This window comes from Allobosea sp. 05T438, from assembly GCF_056396025.1.
Map to the genome: position 1 here is coordinate 234,781 of NZ_JBFTKQ010000005.1, position 14,742 is coordinate 249,522.

General features: G+C 66.6%; 15 protein-coding genes. 8 read left to right on the forward strand and 7 right to left on the reverse strand.

What is annotated here, in order from left to right; translation table 11 throughout:
- Window positions 1–224: 224 nt before the first annotated feature.
- The 5 genes from AC1DIN_RS13695 to AC1DIN_RS13715 all read right to left on the reverse strand — a co-directional run bounded on the left by AC1DIN_RS13695 (window position 225) and on the right by AC1DIN_RS13715 (window position 3,528).
- Window positions 225–1,415 carry an NADH-quinone oxidoreductase subunit D gene (locus tag AC1DIN_RS13695; protein WP_441470623.1) on the reverse strand — a complete coding sequence of 397 codons (1,191 nt, stop codon included), beginning with the start codon at window positions 1,413–1,415 and terminating at the stop codon, window positions 225–227.
- The gene (locus AC1DIN_RS13700) at window positions 1,412–1,852 is read right to left on the reverse strand and encodes a GFA family protein (RefSeq protein WP_476810197.1); all 441 of its coding nucleotides are present in this window, start codon (window positions 1,850–1,852) and stop codon (window positions 1,412–1,414) included. Before AC1DIN_RS13700 ends, AC1DIN_RS13695 begins: the two co-directional genes overlap by 4 nt.
- Window positions 1,852–2,457 (reverse strand): NADH-quinone oxidoreductase subunit C, encoded by a 606-nt coding sequence (locus tag AC1DIN_RS13705; protein ID WP_476810198.1) that lies wholly within the window; start codon window positions 2,455–2,457, stop codon window positions 1,852–1,854. Before AC1DIN_RS13705 ends, AC1DIN_RS13700 begins: the two co-directional genes overlap by 1 nt.
- A gap of 40 nt (window positions 2,458–2,497) precedes the next feature.
- Entirely contained in the window at window positions 2,498–3,082 is a 585-nt protein-coding gene (locus AC1DIN_RS13710) for a NuoB/complex I 20 kDa subunit family protein (protein WP_441470626.1), read from the reverse strand.
- A 65-nt stretch (window positions 3,083–3,147) separates the two neighbouring features.
- Window positions 3,148–3,528: an NADH-quinone oxidoreductase subunit A gene (locus AC1DIN_RS13715; protein ID WP_400510278.1), complete on the reverse strand. Its 381-nt coding sequence runs from the start codon at window positions 3,526–3,528 to the stop codon at window positions 3,148–3,150.
- 340 nt (window positions 3,529–3,868) lie between these two features.
- On the opposite strand from AC1DIN_RS13715, the gene AC1DIN_RS13720 reads away from it, so the two are divergent.
- Window positions 3,869–4,576 carry a YcbK family protein gene (locus AC1DIN_RS13720; protein ID WP_476810199.1) on the forward strand — a complete coding sequence of 236 codons (708 nt, stop codon included), beginning with the start codon at window positions 3,869–3,871 and terminating at the stop codon, window positions 4,574–4,576.
- 71 nt (window positions 4,577–4,647) lie between these two features.
- Here AC1DIN_RS13720 and AC1DIN_RS13725 read toward each other — a convergent pair whose 3' ends face one another.
- Both AC1DIN_RS13725 and pcaD read right to left on the reverse strand, forming a co-directional pair.
- Window positions 4,648–7,209 (reverse strand): bifunctional acetate--CoA ligase family protein/GNAT family N-acetyltransferase, encoded by a 2,562-nt coding sequence (locus AC1DIN_RS13725; RefSeq protein WP_476810200.1) that lies wholly within the window; start codon window positions 7,207–7,209, stop codon window positions 4,648–4,650.
- 178 nt (window positions 7,210–7,387) lie between these two features.
- Window positions 7,388–8,161 (reverse strand): 3-oxoadipate enol-lactonase, encoded by a 774-nt coding sequence (gene pcaD, locus AC1DIN_RS13730; RefSeq protein WP_476810201.1) that lies wholly within the window; start codon window positions 8,159–8,161, stop codon window positions 7,388–7,390.
- Window positions 8,162–8,278: 117 nt separating this feature from the next.
- On the opposite strand from pcaD, the gene AC1DIN_RS13735 reads away from it, so the two are divergent.
- The 7 genes from AC1DIN_RS13735 (at window position 8,279) to AC1DIN_RS13765 (ending at window position 14,696) form a co-directional block, all read left to right on the forward strand.
- The gene (locus AC1DIN_RS13735; RefSeq protein WP_441470630.1) at window positions 8,279–8,929 is read left to right on the forward strand and encodes a TetR/AcrR family transcriptional regulator; all 651 of its coding nucleotides are present in this window, start codon (window positions 8,279–8,281) and stop codon (window positions 8,927–8,929) included.
- Window positions 8,930–8,943: 14 nt separating this feature from the next.
- Window positions 8,944–10,182: a metal-dependent hydrolase family protein gene (locus AC1DIN_RS13740; RefSeq protein ID WP_476810202.1), complete on the forward strand. Its 1,239-nt coding sequence runs from the start codon at window positions 8,944–8,946 to the stop codon at window positions 10,180–10,182.
- A gap of 18 nt (window positions 10,183–10,200) precedes the next feature.
- A complete protein-coding gene (locus AC1DIN_RS13745; protein ID WP_441470632.1) occupies window positions 10,201–11,421 on the forward strand; it encodes an ABC transporter substrate-binding protein in 1,221 nt (406 codons plus the stop codon).
- Between the two features lie 74 nt (window positions 11,422–11,495).
- The gene (locus tag AC1DIN_RS13750; protein ID WP_441470633.1) at window positions 11,496–12,359 is read left to right on the forward strand and encodes a branched-chain amino acid ABC transporter permease; all 864 of its coding nucleotides are present in this window, start codon (window positions 11,496–11,498) and stop codon (window positions 12,357–12,359) included.
- Window positions 12,359–13,243 (forward strand): branched-chain amino acid ABC transporter permease, encoded by an 885-nt coding sequence (locus AC1DIN_RS13755; RefSeq protein ID WP_476810203.1) that lies wholly within the window; start codon window positions 12,359–12,361, stop codon window positions 13,241–13,243. Before AC1DIN_RS13750 ends, AC1DIN_RS13755 begins: the two co-directional genes overlap by 1 nt.
- Window positions 13,240–13,998, forward strand: a complete 759-nt coding sequence (locus tag AC1DIN_RS13760) for an ABC transporter ATP-binding protein (RefSeq protein ID WP_476765107.1) — start codon at window positions 13,240–13,242, stop codon at window positions 13,996–13,998. The genes AC1DIN_RS13755 and AC1DIN_RS13760 overlap by 4 nt, the downstream gene beginning before the upstream one ends.
- Window positions 13,995–14,696, forward strand: a complete 702-nt coding sequence (locus AC1DIN_RS13765; protein WP_441470636.1) for an ABC transporter ATP-binding protein — start codon at window positions 13,995–13,997, stop codon at window positions 14,694–14,696. The genes AC1DIN_RS13760 and AC1DIN_RS13765 overlap by 4 nt, the downstream gene beginning before the upstream one ends.
- Window positions 14,697–14,742: the final 46 nt, after the last annotated feature.

A 14,742-nucleotide genomic window follows, 5' to 3' on the forward strand; every position in this document is an offset into this window, starting at 1 on the left:
ACGCCCATAATTCGGATCCTGGCCGCCGCAACTGCAGCTGAAGACCGGATCCGTACAACGGCGGACATAAATCCAAGAGCACCAGCTCACATAGCCTGGCTGATCCTTGGCAACATAGCGAAACCCGGCCTTCTCGAGCTGCTGATAGGTCGGACGGCCCTGCGCCGACGCGCCGCAAGCGGCGATCGCGCACCCGACCAGACCGATCAAGACAGCGGCCAATCTCACCGATCGACCTCCCCAAACACGATGTCCAGCGAACCGAGAATCGCGGAGACGTCGGCGAGCATGTGCTTGCGGCACATGAAATCCATGGCCTGGAGATGGGCGAAGCCCGGGGCCTTGATCTTGCAGCGATAGGGCTTGTTGGTGCCGTCCGAGACCAGATAGACGCCGAACTCGCCCTTCGGCGCCTCGACGGCGGCATAGACCTCGCCGGCCGGCACCTTGTAGCCCTCGGTGTAGAGCTTGAAGTGGTGGATCAGCGCTTCCATCGAGCGCTTCATCTCGCCACGCTTGGGCGGCACCATCTTGCCGTCGAGCGAGGAGACCGGGCCGCCGCCATCGGCCGCCAGCAGCTTGTCGCAGCACTGCTTCATGATGCGCACCGACTGGCGCATCTCTTCCATGCGGATGTGGTAGCGGTCGAAGCAGTCACCGTTCTTGCCGACGGGGACGTCGAATTCCATCTCCTCGTAGCATTCGTAGGGCTGCGACTTGCGCAGGTCCCAGGGCGCGCCGGAGCCGCGCACCATCACGCCCGAGAAGCCCCATTTCCAGCAGGTCTCGAGGTCGACCACGCCGATATCGACGTTGCGCTGCTTGAAGATGCGGTTGTCGCTGAGCAGCCCTTCGAGGTCGTCGCAGACCTTGAGGAACGGATCGCACCACTCGGCGATGTCGTGGATCAGCGAGACCGGCAAGTCCTGATGCACGCCGCCGGGGCGGACATAGGCCGCATGCATGCGCGCGCCGCAGGCCCGCTCGTAGAAGATCATCAGCTTCTCGCGTTCCTCGAAGCCCCAGAGCGGGGGCGTGAGGGCGCCGACGTCCATCGCCTGCGTGGTGACGTTGAGCAGATGCGAGAGGATGCGGCCGATCTCGGAATAGAGCACGCGGATGAGCTGGCCGCGGCGCGGCACGGTCACGCCGACGAGACGCTCGACCGCCAGCGCAAAGGCATGCTCCTGGTTCATCGGAGCGACATAGTCGAGCCGGTCGAAATAGGGCACGGCCTGGAGATAGGTCTTGGCCTCGATCAGCTTTTCGGTGCCGCGGTGCAGCAGGCCGATATGCGGATCGACGCGCTCGACCACCTCGCCGTCAAGCTCCAGCACGAGGCGCAGCACGCCGTGCGCCGCCGGATGCTGCGGGCCGAAATTGATCGAGAAGTTACGGATGTTGTGCTCGGTCATTGCCGGCCTTCCTGCTGCGCCTGGAAGCGCGCCATCACTTCTGCGCCCGTCAGCCGCGGGCGCTCGCCGGCGAAGTCGTAGAGCGCCGGCTTCTCATCGATGAAGATCTCTTCGAGGAACTTGAACGAGCTGGTGTCGTCAAAGCTCTGGAAAGCCACGGCAACATGGTCCCCGCCCTCGCGCAGCCGCCAGAACAGGCTCGAACCGCAATTGCGACAGAACTGGCGCATGCCCCAGTCGGAGGAGACATAGCTGCCGAGCTGGCTCTCGTCCTCGATCGTGACCTCGCCGCAAGGCACGGCCATGAAGACCCCGCCGCTCCAGCGCCGGCACATGCCGCAATGGCAGACGTCCATCTCGTGCTTCGTCGGCACGGCGCTGAACCGCACCGCGCCGCACAGGCAGCCGCCGGACAGTTTTTGCGCCGCAGCCGCCATCACGCCCCCTTCGCCTTCTCGTCACCCGGCAGCACGTAGTCCGTGCCTTCCCACGGCGAGAGGAAATCGAAGTTGCGGAATTCCTGGTTGAGCTTCACCGGCTCGTAGACGACGCGCTTCTGCTCGTCGTCGTAGCGGACCTCGACGAAGCCGGTCAGCGGGAAGTCCTTGCGCAGCGGGTAGCCCTCGAAGCCGTAGTCGGTGAGGATGCGGCGCAGGTCCGGATGGCCGGAGAAGAGGATGCCGTAGAAGTCGTAGGCCTCGCGCTCGAACCAGTTCGCCGCGGGGAAGACATCGATCACGGAGGGAACCGGCGTCGCCTCGTCGGTCTGGACCTTCACACGGATACGCCGGTTATGGTGCGGCGCCAGCATATGATAGACGACGTCGAAGCGCTTCTCGCGGCCCGGATAGTCCGCGCCGGCGATATCGGTGAAATTGACGAAACGGAAGCGCGGATCGCTGTAGAGCACCCGCAGCACCTCGACGATCGAAGCCGCCTCGGCATGAACTGTCAGCTCATCGAAGGCGACGACCGCCTCCGTCACCGCGCCGGGCAGCGCGGCCTTGATCTCTTCGCCGAGTTTTACGAGCGCTTCGCTCATCGTCTCACCCTATCGCCTGCAGCATCGACCGACGGAGCGCTCAGCGCTCGATCGTGCCGGTGCGGCGGATCTTCTTCTGCAGCAGCAGCACGCCGTAAAGCAGCGCCTCGGCCGTCGGCGGGCAGCCCGGGACATAGATGTCGATCGGGACGATGCGGTCGCAGCCGCGCACCACCGAGTAGCTGTAGTGGTAGTAGCCGCCGCCATTGGCGCAGGAACCCATCGAGATGACGTAGCGCGGCTCCGGCATCTGGTCGTAGACCTTGCGCAGCGCCGGGGCCATCTTGTTGGTCAGCGTGCCCGCCACGATCATCACGTCGGACTGGCGCGGTGAGGCGCGCGGCGCGAAGCCGAAGCGCTCGACGTCGTAGCGCGGCATCGAGAGCTGCATCATCTCGACCGCGCAGCAGGCCAGGCCGAACGTCATCCACATCAGCGAGCCCGTGCGGGCCCAGTTGATCAGATCGTCGGTGGCGGTGACGAGGAAGCCCTTGTCGGCGAGCTCGTTGTTGATCTCGACGAAGAACGGATCACGCGTGCCGACCGGCTTCCCGTCCGGGCCGAGAAGCCCCCGCGGTGCCTGCGCGACGAGCGGGTCGCCGCGATCGATCGCTGTGATTGCCATAACCTAACCCTCGTGAACCTTTGCCTGCCAGATAGGAAGCGGAACTCCGCCCCGCGATCCGACAGTCAGTCCCACTCCAGCGCGCCCTTGCGCCACTCGTAGACGAACCCCACGGTCAGCACGCCGAGGAAGATCATCATCGACCAGAAGCCATACCAGCCGAGGCTGCCGAAGGCGACGGCCCAGGGGAACAGGAATGCGACTTCGAGATCGAAGATGATGAAGAGAATCGCGACCAGATAGAACCGGACATCGAACTTCATGCGGGCGTCGTCGAAGGCGTTGAAGCCGCATTCGTAGGCCGAGAGCTTTTCCGCATCCGGCTTCGAATAGGCGATCGCGAAGGGGGCGATCAGCAGGGCCAGGCCGATGACCGCCGAGACACCGATGAACAGCACCAGCGGCAGGTAGTCGCTCAGGATCGATGACACCGGAAGAGCTTGCATGGTCGAACTCACTTCAGACGGCCGCGGGGCGGCTCGCTGTCCCAGTCGCTTAGACCCTCGATTAGAATGAAGCAAGACTCCGCCGCGCCGCACAATCGCGCGAGCGGGTTGAATGCAGCGCAGGATGGGGCAGAATTCGTCTGCGTCCGCACACCCTCTCCGCCGTTCTGGGCGGAATTCCGTCGGAAACGCGTATTTTCAGCTGCAGGGACGGGCAGAAATCCGTTCACCGTGCCGAATCGTTCCCGGCCGGCAAGCCTGCCACGCCCGAAAGGCCTTCGATGTCTAAGCCGTTTCAGCCCGCCTTCGCGCCGAATCCGGCAATGGTTCCCGCGGCGCGATGAAGCCCGCCTGCCTGCGCGCCGCGGTCGTCCCGGCGCTTGCCCTTCTGCTTTCCACAACATCGGCCATGGCCCAGGAGGGCGAGCGCGTCCGCGCGCCCTTGCCGCCGCAGCGGCCGTTCGATCTCGATCTGGAGGGCACGCCGAAACTGCCGGACATCATCGTGCCGCGGGCCGCTTCCACGACAGCGCCGTCACCCCGCAGCGCCGCTCAGGACACGCCTCCTGCAGCGCCGGGGCCCGAAACACCTGAGAGCACTCCCGCCTCCGTAACCCCGCCCGCCGAAAGTACTCCGCCCGCCCCCGGCGAGCTGGACGACGATGAAGGCGTGGAATGGCCGAAGCTGACGCCGGGCCAGAAGGCCGGCGCCGAGCCCGACTTCGACCCGAACGAGAAGCCCGAGCGGCCGGGAATCTCGACCGATCCCGGCACCTCGATCACCTGCCTGCCCGACCAGCTGAAGCAGACCCTCGGCAAGATCGTGGATCGCTATGGCGCGGTGAAGGTGACTTCGACCTGGCGGCCGCCCTGGCGCGCGCGGCGCGGCTCCTATCACAAGGGCTGCCAGGCCATGGACTTCCGCGTCCCTGGCGTGCGCCCGCGCGTCGTCCTGGAATGGGTGCGCAGCCTGCCGGAGGTCGGCGGGCACCATGTCTACTGGAACGGGCTGATCCACATCGACACGGGACCGCGCCGACCCTGGTAGGGAGCGGCGCTCCCGCCGTCTTCCCTGTTTGAGCGCCCGCGAACGCGGCCGCTCATTCCTTTCAACCGGACTCAGGGCTTTCCCGCCGACTCCGAATGGCGCGGCGCATCAAGCCGCAGCGTGACCCGCTTGACCGAAACATCATCGGGGTCGAGCGCAATCTCGAAACCGAGGCTGTGACAGAGAGCGAGCATCGGCCCGTTCTCCGCCAGCACCTGGCTATGCACGCGGCGGATGCCCTCGGCCCTGGCCCAGTCGATCATCAGCATCATCAATGCGCGGCCAAGCCCCATGCCTTTCAGGTCCGAACGCAGCAGGATCGCGTATTCGGCCTCGACATGTCCGGGGTCGGCATGGAGCCGGACCGCTCCGGCAGCGTCGCCGCTGCCGTCCTCTGTGGCGATGAAAGCCATCTCACGCGCGTAGTCGAGCTGGGTCAGGCGCGCGAGGAAGCTGTGGCTGAAGGATTTGAGCGGCGCGAAGAAGCGCAGCCTCAAATCCTCCGGCGTCACCCTGTTCAGCATCGCGCCGATCAGGAGTTCGTCTTCCGGCTTGATCGGGCGGACCGAAAAGCTCCGCTCGCCCAGCTCCAGCCGCCTCGTCCACGCAGCCGGATAGGGGCGGATCGCCGGGCGCCGGCGGCGCGTGGGGTCGGGTTCCAGCGCGATGCGGGCATCGACCGTGACGGCGCCGTTCGCATCGGCCAGGATCGGATTGAGATCGAGTTCGCGGATCTGCGGCAGCTCGGACGCCATCTTCCCCAATGCGACCAGCACCATGGCGATCGCGCGCCGGTCGGCCGCCGGGACATCGCGATAGGCCGCCAGGATACGCGAGACGCGGGTTCGCGAGATCAGGCTCTCGGCCGAAGCGAGATCGAGCGGTGGCAGCGCGACATGCGTATCGGCGATGAGCTCCGCCGCGGTTCCACCCCGGCCGAAAACGATCACGGGACCGAAGCAGGGATCAGTGGCGAATCCGGCGATCAGCTCCCGTGCCTTGGCGCGGTGCGCCATCGGCTGCACCATGAAACCGGTCAAGCGTGCCTGCGGCCGCTGCCGGCGAAGGCGCTCCGCCATCTGCTCCGCGGCCGCGCGCACCGCGCCTTCGTTGCCAAGGTCGAGTTCGACGCCGCCGACATCCGATTTATGCGGAACGTCGGGGGAGACGATCTTGAGCGCGACAGTTCGTCCTGCCTCGAACTGCGCCCTGGCTGCCGCAACCGCCGCCTCGGCATCGGGGGCGATGACGAGATCGAGCGTCGGGATCCGGAACAAGGCGAGCAAACGCGTCACCTCATCCGGCTCGAGCCAGTTGCGCGCTTCTCCGAGCGCCCGCTCGATGATTGTCTCGGCGGCGGCGACGTCGGGCGGGTCGTCGTCATCGACCGATGGCGGCGTCGCCATCAGCTCCTTGATCAGCCGGGCATGACGGGTGAGGTGCTGGAACCCTACGACCGCCTCTTGCTCCGTGGCGAAAGAGGGAATCCCGGCGGCGGCGAAGATCGCCGCTGCGCTCTCTCCCGCTCCGATCCAGGCAGCGAGCACGGGCTTGGCCCGCGCGTCCCGGCGGGCACGAACGACCGCCCGGGCGCAATCCAGCGGATCGGCTGGCGCGACCGGCGCGTTGAGCGCCAGCACCGCGTCGACCGTTTCCTCCGCCAGCAAGCGCGAGACGGCTTCGTAATAGTCCTGCGGGCTACGGACGATCTCAGGCTCCCGGCGCGGCGGCTGGGAGCCTGCCGCCTGCCGCAACCTGCCAGCGGCCAACGCGGCGAGCCCCTCCCCGTTGCTGACGATGGCAAGCCGGCCGGCATCGGCCGACCGGGCCCGGCCGAGCGTCTCCGCGGCGGCGAAGAGTTCGTCGAGATCGTTCACGCGCAGCAGCCCGGCGCGATGAAAGGCTGCGTCATGCGCGGCATCGCTGGTCACGATCAGCCCGGCGTGGGTCAAGGCCGAGGAGGTGCCATCGGGGCGCGGTGGCTTCAGAACCAGCACCGGCTTGATCCGCGCGGCAGCGCGTGCCGAGGACAGGAAACGCGCGGCATCCGTGACCTCGTCGATAGCCAGCAGAATGGTGCGTGTGTGCGGATCGGCGGCAAAATGATCGAGGCAATCGGCGATATCGACATCCGCCCCCTCGCCTACGACCACGGCTCCTGACAGGCCGATCTCGCGACGCCCCGCCCAGGACAGGATGCCGGCGGCCACCGAGTTGGACTGCGCGGCCAGCGCCAGCGTGCCGGCGGAAAGATGCGTAGGCACTGCGGTCGCATTGAGGCCTAGGCGGGGAGCCGCGATCCCGAGGGACGACGGCCCGACCAATCTCACCCCCGCGGCACGGGCGGCCGCGCACAGCCGGTCGCGATCGGCGGCGTCCCCGTCCGGCACCAGCAGACCGGCGCAGCCGCGCTCCCCTGCCGCGGCCAGCGCCCGTTCCGCAGCCGCGCTGGAGGCGATGACGAGATCGGAAGGCGGCATGGACGGCAGGTCGTCCTCCCCGGAGAGCACGACCAGCTTGCCCCGATAAGCGCCCGCCTGGATTTGCCTTGCCAGCTCATCCGGTTCGGCAGCGCCGGCAATCACGGTGATTGTGGCAGGCTCGAGCAGGCGCTTGATCAGGGCGAGCGTCATCGGTCGGCCATGTCCGTTTGCAGCGGTGCGATCAGAAACGATCCTGGCCGCTCCGGCCAGGTGTCATCGACAGCTTTCACATACGATCGCGCACATCCCGTGACGAGCCTCTCGAACGAGCTGGCACGTCACAGTTCTCCCATGTCCGCGACCAAGACGCGACGACCTTCCGTTCCCATCATCCGAGAAATGCATCGACCTCGGCGCCGAATTGCTCGGCCTGCTCGATATTCGAGATATGGGCGGCGTCCAGCAGGCACTTGCGGGCGCCGGGTATCGCCACTCGGATAGCCTCGCCATCGGCCGGTGTCGTGGCCGGGTCCTTCGATCCGACGATCACGAGAACCGGATTCCGGATCGACTTGATCGACTCCCGCTGGTCCATGTCGCGGATCGCCATGCACGACCCTTGATAGCCGATGACAGGCGTCCCCAGAATCATGGCCCGCATCCGCGCCATGGTCTCGGGTGCCGCAGCGCGGAAGGATTCCGGGAACCAGCGCGCGATCGTCGCCTCGACGAGCGCTTCCATGCCGCCACTTTCGGCTGCCGCGACGCGGCCGCTCCAGAGATCGGCCGGCCCCATATAGGCGGCGGTATTGGCCAGGACCGCCCGCTCGATTCGGTCCGGCGCATGGGTCAGCAGCCACATGCCGACCATGCCACCCATCGAGAGCCCGCAAAAATGTGCGCGTGCGACGCCGAGTGCATCGAGCACGTCGAGCGCGTCCCGCCCCAGTTGCTGCATCGTGTAGGGAGCCGGCGAAACGATGCTGCGGCCATGGCCCCGCTGATCGTAGCGGATCACGCGGAAGCGCTTCGACCAGAGCGGAATCTGGTCGTCCCACATCGACATGTCCGAGCTGAGCGAATTCGAGAGCAACAGCGCAGGCGCCGTATCGCTGCCGTCGATGCGCACTTCGAATTCCTCATGGCCGATCTTGATCCGCATCGCCGTCGCTCCGTCCGTTTCGGTCTCTTTGTGTGCTGGGGATATCATTGTGCGCAACAACAGAAAAAAGAAACATGCATGCTTGTCTGTTTGTTTCACGCCGACTAAGGTCCCCGGATGCCGCCATCAGCCGAGAAGCAGCGCCGGACTCAGGAGGAACGCTCGACGGAAACGCGGGCGCGGCTCGTCGAGGCGACGCTCGACCTCCTGGTCGAACGCGGCTACGCGCTTGCGACGACAGCAGATATTGCGACCCGCGCAGGCGTCACCCGTGGCGCGCTGAACCACCATTTTTCCGGCAAGGACGATCTGATCGTCCAGTCCGTGAGCCATCTGCTCCGGAGCTGGATCGACGAGATCCGCGAGGTCGCCGAACTCGTCAAAGCCGGAAGCCTGTCCCTCTCCGAATTCGTCGATCGGATGTGGGAATTGTTCTCCGGCAAGCTGTTCCTGGTCACGCTCGAGCATGTGACGGCCGCGCGCCACAATCCCTACCTGCGCGAACAGCTGGTTTCGGTGACGCGCGAATTCCATGCGGCGCTCGACGGCACCTGGCAGGATTTCTTCGACGGAACCGGCCTGCAGAAGCCTGAGGTCGAGGCCGCCTTCAACGCCACGCTCTGCCTGATGCGCGGCATGAGCCTGCAGACCATCCTGCGCGACGACCCCGCCTATTACGCGCGCCTTCTCGGCTTCTGGAAGACGGTCCTGGCCGAGCACTCGCAGAGCAGCCGCGCAAGCGAAGGCGCCATTTCCGTTCTGACATAGCAAGGCAGACTCCAGTGACACAGGCGATCATCTTCGAGAATGCAAGGCTGCTCGACGGGTCCAGCCCGGAAGGCGAGCATGACCGCTTCGTGCGTGTCGAAGGCGGGCTGATCCGCGAGGTCTCGGACCGTCCCATCGCCGACGGCGGCGCGCGGCGCATCGATCTCAAGGGCCGGACCTTGATGCCCGGCCTGATCGACTGCCACGTCCATGTGATCGCCAATTCCGCGAATTTCGGCCAGAACGCGCTCCTCCCGGATGCGCTCGTCGCCTTGCAGGCCGTGAAGCTGATGGGCGAGATGCTGCATCGCGGCTTCACCACGGTCCGCGACGTTGGCGGCGCGACCTATGCCCTCGTCGAGGCGCAGGAGCAGGGCCTCTATGTCGGCCCGCGCCTCGTCATCTGCGGCAAGGCCCTGTCGCAGACCGGCGGACACGCCGATTTCCGCGGCCGCTACGACAACCGCAGGCCCGACTACCAGACCCATCAGCTCGGCTCGCTCGGCCGCATCTGCGACGGCATCGACGCCTGCCGCGCGGCTGCGCGCGACGAGATCCGCCAGGGCGCGCAGTTCGTGAAGATCATGGCCAATGGCGGCATCGCCTCGCCGACCGATCCGATCGCCTTCCTCGGCTTCAGCGATGCCGAGATCGCCGCGATCGTCGAGGAAGCCCACAACGCGCAGACCTATGTCGCCGCGCACCTCTATACCGACGAGGGCATCGCGCGCGCCGTGAAGCTCGGCGTCCGTTCGATCGAGCACGCCAACCTCGTCCAGGCCGCGACCGCGCGCCTCATGCATGAGCGCGGCGCGATCGCTTGCCCGACGCTCGTCACCTATGAGGCGCTGAACAACGAAGGCGCCTCCTACGGCCTGCCCCCCTCCTCCGTCGCCAAGATCGACGACGTCCGCCTGCGTGGCCTGGAATCGCTCGAGATCATGCGCGAGGCCGGCGTGACGATGGCCTACGGCACGGACCTGCTCGGCGCCATGCACCGCCACCAGTCGGAGGAGTTCGTCATCCGCGGACGCGTGCTGCCCGCCATCGAGGTCATCCGCTCGGCAACCGTCAATGCGGCCGAGCTGATCGGCATGACCGGCAAGATCGGCACCATCAAGCCCGACGCCTATGCAGACTTCATCGTGGTCGACGGCGATCCGCTGGCCGACCTCTCGCTCCTGACGGGACAGGGGCGCAACATGCCGGTCATCATGAAGAACGGCGACTTCATCAAGAACGAACTGAACTAACCAAAAAGGGAACAGGCCATGACCACCAACCGTCGTCAGTTCATCGGCACGCTGGGTGCCGCTTCGGCGCTGATCGCAGCGCCTTCCGTCCTGCGCGCACAGTCGCAGGGCGTCTTCCGCATCGGCGCGCTCTGCCCGGTCACCGGCGCCGGCGCGCCTTACGGCTCCGGCATGCAGAAGATGATCATCGCCGCGGCCGAGATCGTCAACGCCGCTGGCGGCGCGGCCGGCCGCAAGATCGAGGTCGTCGCGGAGGACACGCAGACCAGCCCGCAGGCCGGCGTGCTCGCCGCCAAGAAGCTGATCGACGTCAACAAGATCCAGGCGCTGTTGGGGACATGGTCGTCCGGCGTCTCGCTGGCGGTGCTGCCGCTGACCAATGACGCCAACATCATCATGATGAATACCTCCGGCGCACCGGCCCTGTCCGTGCCTCCCGCCAACGCCAAGGGCCTGGCCTATCGCTTCCAGGCCACCAATGATCGTTTCGGCAGGGCCTTCGCCGAGATCTGCGTGAAGGAGGGCTTCAAGCGCCCGGCCACCATGGCCTTCAACAACGCCTCCGGCATCGGCAATACCGAGGGCTTCCGCAAGGCCTGGGAGGCGAAGGGCAACAAGGTCGTCGAGAACGTCGTCTACGAGCCGAACCAGGCCTCGTACCGTTCCGAGCTGCAGAAGGTGTTGGCTGCCAATCCCGACGTGATCGTGACCGGCTCCTACCTCTCCGATACCACGATCATCATGCGCGAATGGTTCCAGACCGGGCAGCCGGTCAAGTGGATCATCCCCGGCTGGGCCGCCAACCCCGATCTGGTGAAGGCGACCGGCCCCGAGGTCGTCGAGGGCGTGATCTCCGTCGACTCGGTCTCCAACGAGACGGCGCCGTCCTTCAAGGCCTATGAAGAAGCCTATCAGAAGGCGACCGGCCAGTCCGGCCAGTCGAACATCTTCAGCGCCATGACCTGGGACATGGTCCATGCGCTCGCCCTGGCGATCGAGGCCGCCGGCTCCACCGAGACGGCGGCGATCAATGCCAAGATCCGCGAGGTCTGCAACCCAGACGGGACGAAGGTCTACGGCTACGCCGAGGGCAAGGAAGCGCTGAAGAAGGGCAAGATCAACTACGAGGGCGCCTCCTCCGTCCTGGATTTCGACCAGTACGGCGATGTCTCCCCGTCCTTCGGCGTCTTCTTCATCGAAGGCGGCAAGCTCAACCGGCGCTACGTCGTCAACATCTGACGCATCGCCCCTGCAGGCCATCGCCTGCAGGGGCCGCAGGCTCCGGCCGCGGCGATGCCCGACCAGGTTGCTCCATGTTCTATGCTCAGCTTTTCATAAACGGGTTATTCCAGGGCCTCGTCATCGGCCTGGCGGCGCTCTCGATCACCCTCGTCTTCGGGATCGCACGCTTTCCCAACGCTGCGACCGGTGACTCCATGACGCTCGGCGCCTATGCGGCGCTGGCGGCCCACAAGGCCAGCGGCTCCTTCATCGTGGCCGGGCTCGGTGCGGCCGGCGCGACCGGAATCGTCCTGCTCCTCGCCTATTGGAGCGTGTTCCGGAAGCTCGCCAACCGCTCGGTCGTCGCGCTCCTCGTCGCCTCGATCGGCGTCGCCTTCGTGCTGCGGGCGGCGCTCGGCGTCGCCTTCGGCCATGGCCAGCAGGTCTTTCAGGTGCCGCTCTCGCGCCCCTATGTCTTCGGCGGACTGCGCATACTGCCGCTCGACCTGCAGATGGCGCTGGTCGCGCTCGTCACCCTGATCGCCGTCTTCGGCCTGCTCTACCTCACCGCGATCGGGCGGCAGATGCGTGCCGTAGCGGACAACCGCGACCTCGCCCGCGTCTCCGGCATCCGGCCGGGCCGCGTCATGATCGCGCTCTGGCTGCTTGCCGGCGCCGTCGCCGGCATCGCCGGGATGATGCTCGGCATGAAGACGATCGTGACCCCGGAATTCGGTTGGGAAATGCTGCTGCCTGCTTTCACCGCGGCGATCCTCGGCGGCATCGGCTCGCCGGTCGGCGCGGTCGTCGCCGGGCTCATCCTCGGCGCGATGCAGGAGGTTTCGACCCCCTTCGTCGGCTTCACCTACAAGATCGCCATCGCCTTCCTGATCATGCTCGCCGTCCTGCTGGTCAGGCCGCGCGGATTGTTCGGTCGCGTCGAAGGAGTGCGCTGATGGAAGCCTATCTCGTCGCGATCGGCATCATCGCGCTGATCTACGTCCTGCTCAGCCTCGGGCTGACGCTGCAATACGGGCTCACCGGCCTGATCAATTTCGGCCATGTCGGCTTCTTCGCGATCGGCGCCTATGCCAGCGCGCTGCTCGTCATGAACGGCGCGCCGTTCATCGTCGGCTTCGCGGGCGCGGCCCTGTTCGCGGCAGTGGCGGCGTGGCCGATCGGCCTGGTCTCGCTGCGCCTGCGCGACGATTACTTCGCCGTCGTCACGCTGGGATTCTCGGAGGTCGTGAGGATCGTCCTGACCAGCGAGCGCTGGCTGACCAATGGCGTGCAGGGTATTCCCGGCATTCCGCGGCTCTATTCCGGCCTCGGCGGCGCTGCCGGGCAGCTCGCCACCTTCGCCACCATCCTGGCCGTCACCGTGGTCGCCGCCTGGATGATCCGCCGCATCGCGCGCTCGCCCTTCGGCCGCATCATCGAGGCGATCCGCGACAACGAGGAAGCGGTGCAGGCGCTGGGCAAGGACCCGCCGCGCTTCAAGATCCAGGTGCTCGTGGTCGGCGCGGCGCTCGCCGGCATCGCCGGCGCCTTCTACGCCCACTACATCACCTACATCGTGCCCGAGCAGTACATCCCGCTCGTCACCTTCTATGTCTGGATGGCGATCATCATGGGCGGCGTCGGTCGCGTATCCGGCGCGGTGATCGGCTCGGTAATCCTGATGGCCTTCCTCGAAGGCTCCCGCTTCATCCGCGACGTCGTGCCGGGCATCTCCGAGGTTGACATGGCCTCGGTCCGCATCGGCCTCGTCGGCCTGCTGCTGATCCTGTTCATTATCTATCGGCCGCAGGGGCTCATGGGGGATTACACCAAGCGATGAGCCTCGAAATCCGCAACATCACCAAGTCCTTCGGCGGCTTTCAGGCCCTCGACGGCGTGCGCCTCACCATCGAGACCGATGCCCTGTTCGGGATCATCGGCCCGAACGGCGCGGGCAAGTCGACACTGTTCTCGGTCATCTCCGGCTTCGTCCCGGCCGACGCCGGCGAGATCCTGCTGAACGGCGAGCCCATCGACGCACTCTCCCCGCCGCAGCGCGCCCGCGCCGGCATGGTCAGGACCTTCCAGGTTCCGCGCGAGTTCTCGCATCTGACGGTGCGCGAGAACCTGATGGCCTCCGCCCCCGATCAGACCGGCGAGAGCCTGCTCGGCCTGTTCTTTCGCCCCGGCCAGGTCCGCAAGGAAGAAGCGGCGATCGCCGAGACCGTCGAGCGCACCATTGCCTTCCTCAAGCTCGGCAAGGTCGCCGACGTGCCATCGGGCAAGCTCTCCGGCGGCCAGAAGAAGCTGCTCGAACTCGGCCGCGCCCTGATGGTCGAGCCGAAGCTCATCCTCCTCGACGAGCCCTTCGCCGGCGTCAATCCGGTGCTGATCGGCGAGATCATGGAGCGGATCGAGGAGCTGAACGCGCGTGGCATCGGCTTCGTCATCATCGAGCACGATCTGCAGGCGCTGACCCGGCTCGTGCCGCGGCTCGCCGTCATGGATCGCGGCAAGGTTCTGGCCGAGGGCGCGCCCGCCGCTGTACTCGAGGATCCCGTCGTGCGCGAAGCCTATCTCGGAGGCGTGTCGTGACGCTGCTGGAAATCAAGGACGTCCGCGGCGGCTACGGCGAGGTCGACATCCTCAACGGCATTTCGCTGTCGCTGCAGAAGGGCGAGATCCTGACGGTCGCCGGCACCAACGGCGCCGGCAAGTCGACGCTGGCGAAGGCGATCGTCGGCCTGCTGCCGCGCGTCTCCGGCGGCATCCGGTTCGAGGGGCGCGACCTGCTGCCGCTCGCGACCGAGGATCGTATCGCGGCCGGCATCGGCTATGTCCCGCAGGTCGCCAACGTCTTCGGCTCGATGAGCATTCTGGAGAACCTGCAGGTCGTCGTCGGCGTGCGCGATCAGGCACAGCGCATCCGCGAGCTCTTCGAAGCGTTCCCTCTGCTCGGCGAACGCAAGCGTGCGCGCGCCGGCTCGCTCTCCGGCGGCGAACGCCAGCAGCTCGCCTTCGCCCGCGCCCTGATGACGCGCCCGCGCCTGATGATCCTCGACGAGCCGACGGCGGCCCTTGCCCCCGCCAAGGTGGCCGAGGCCTTCGCTCTGATCAAACGCCTGCCCGAGCTCGGCGTCTCGGTTCTGGTCGTCGAGCAGCGCGCGCGCCAGTCGCTCGCGATCTCCGACAATGGCTGCATCCTCGACGGCGGCAAGGTCGCGCTCGCTGGCCCCGCCCAAAGCCTGCTCGACGATCCGAAGGCAGCAGAGCTTTATCTCGGCCAGCACTGACGAAGCGGCCGCTGTCCAACCGGCAGCGGCCCGCAAATCCCGATCA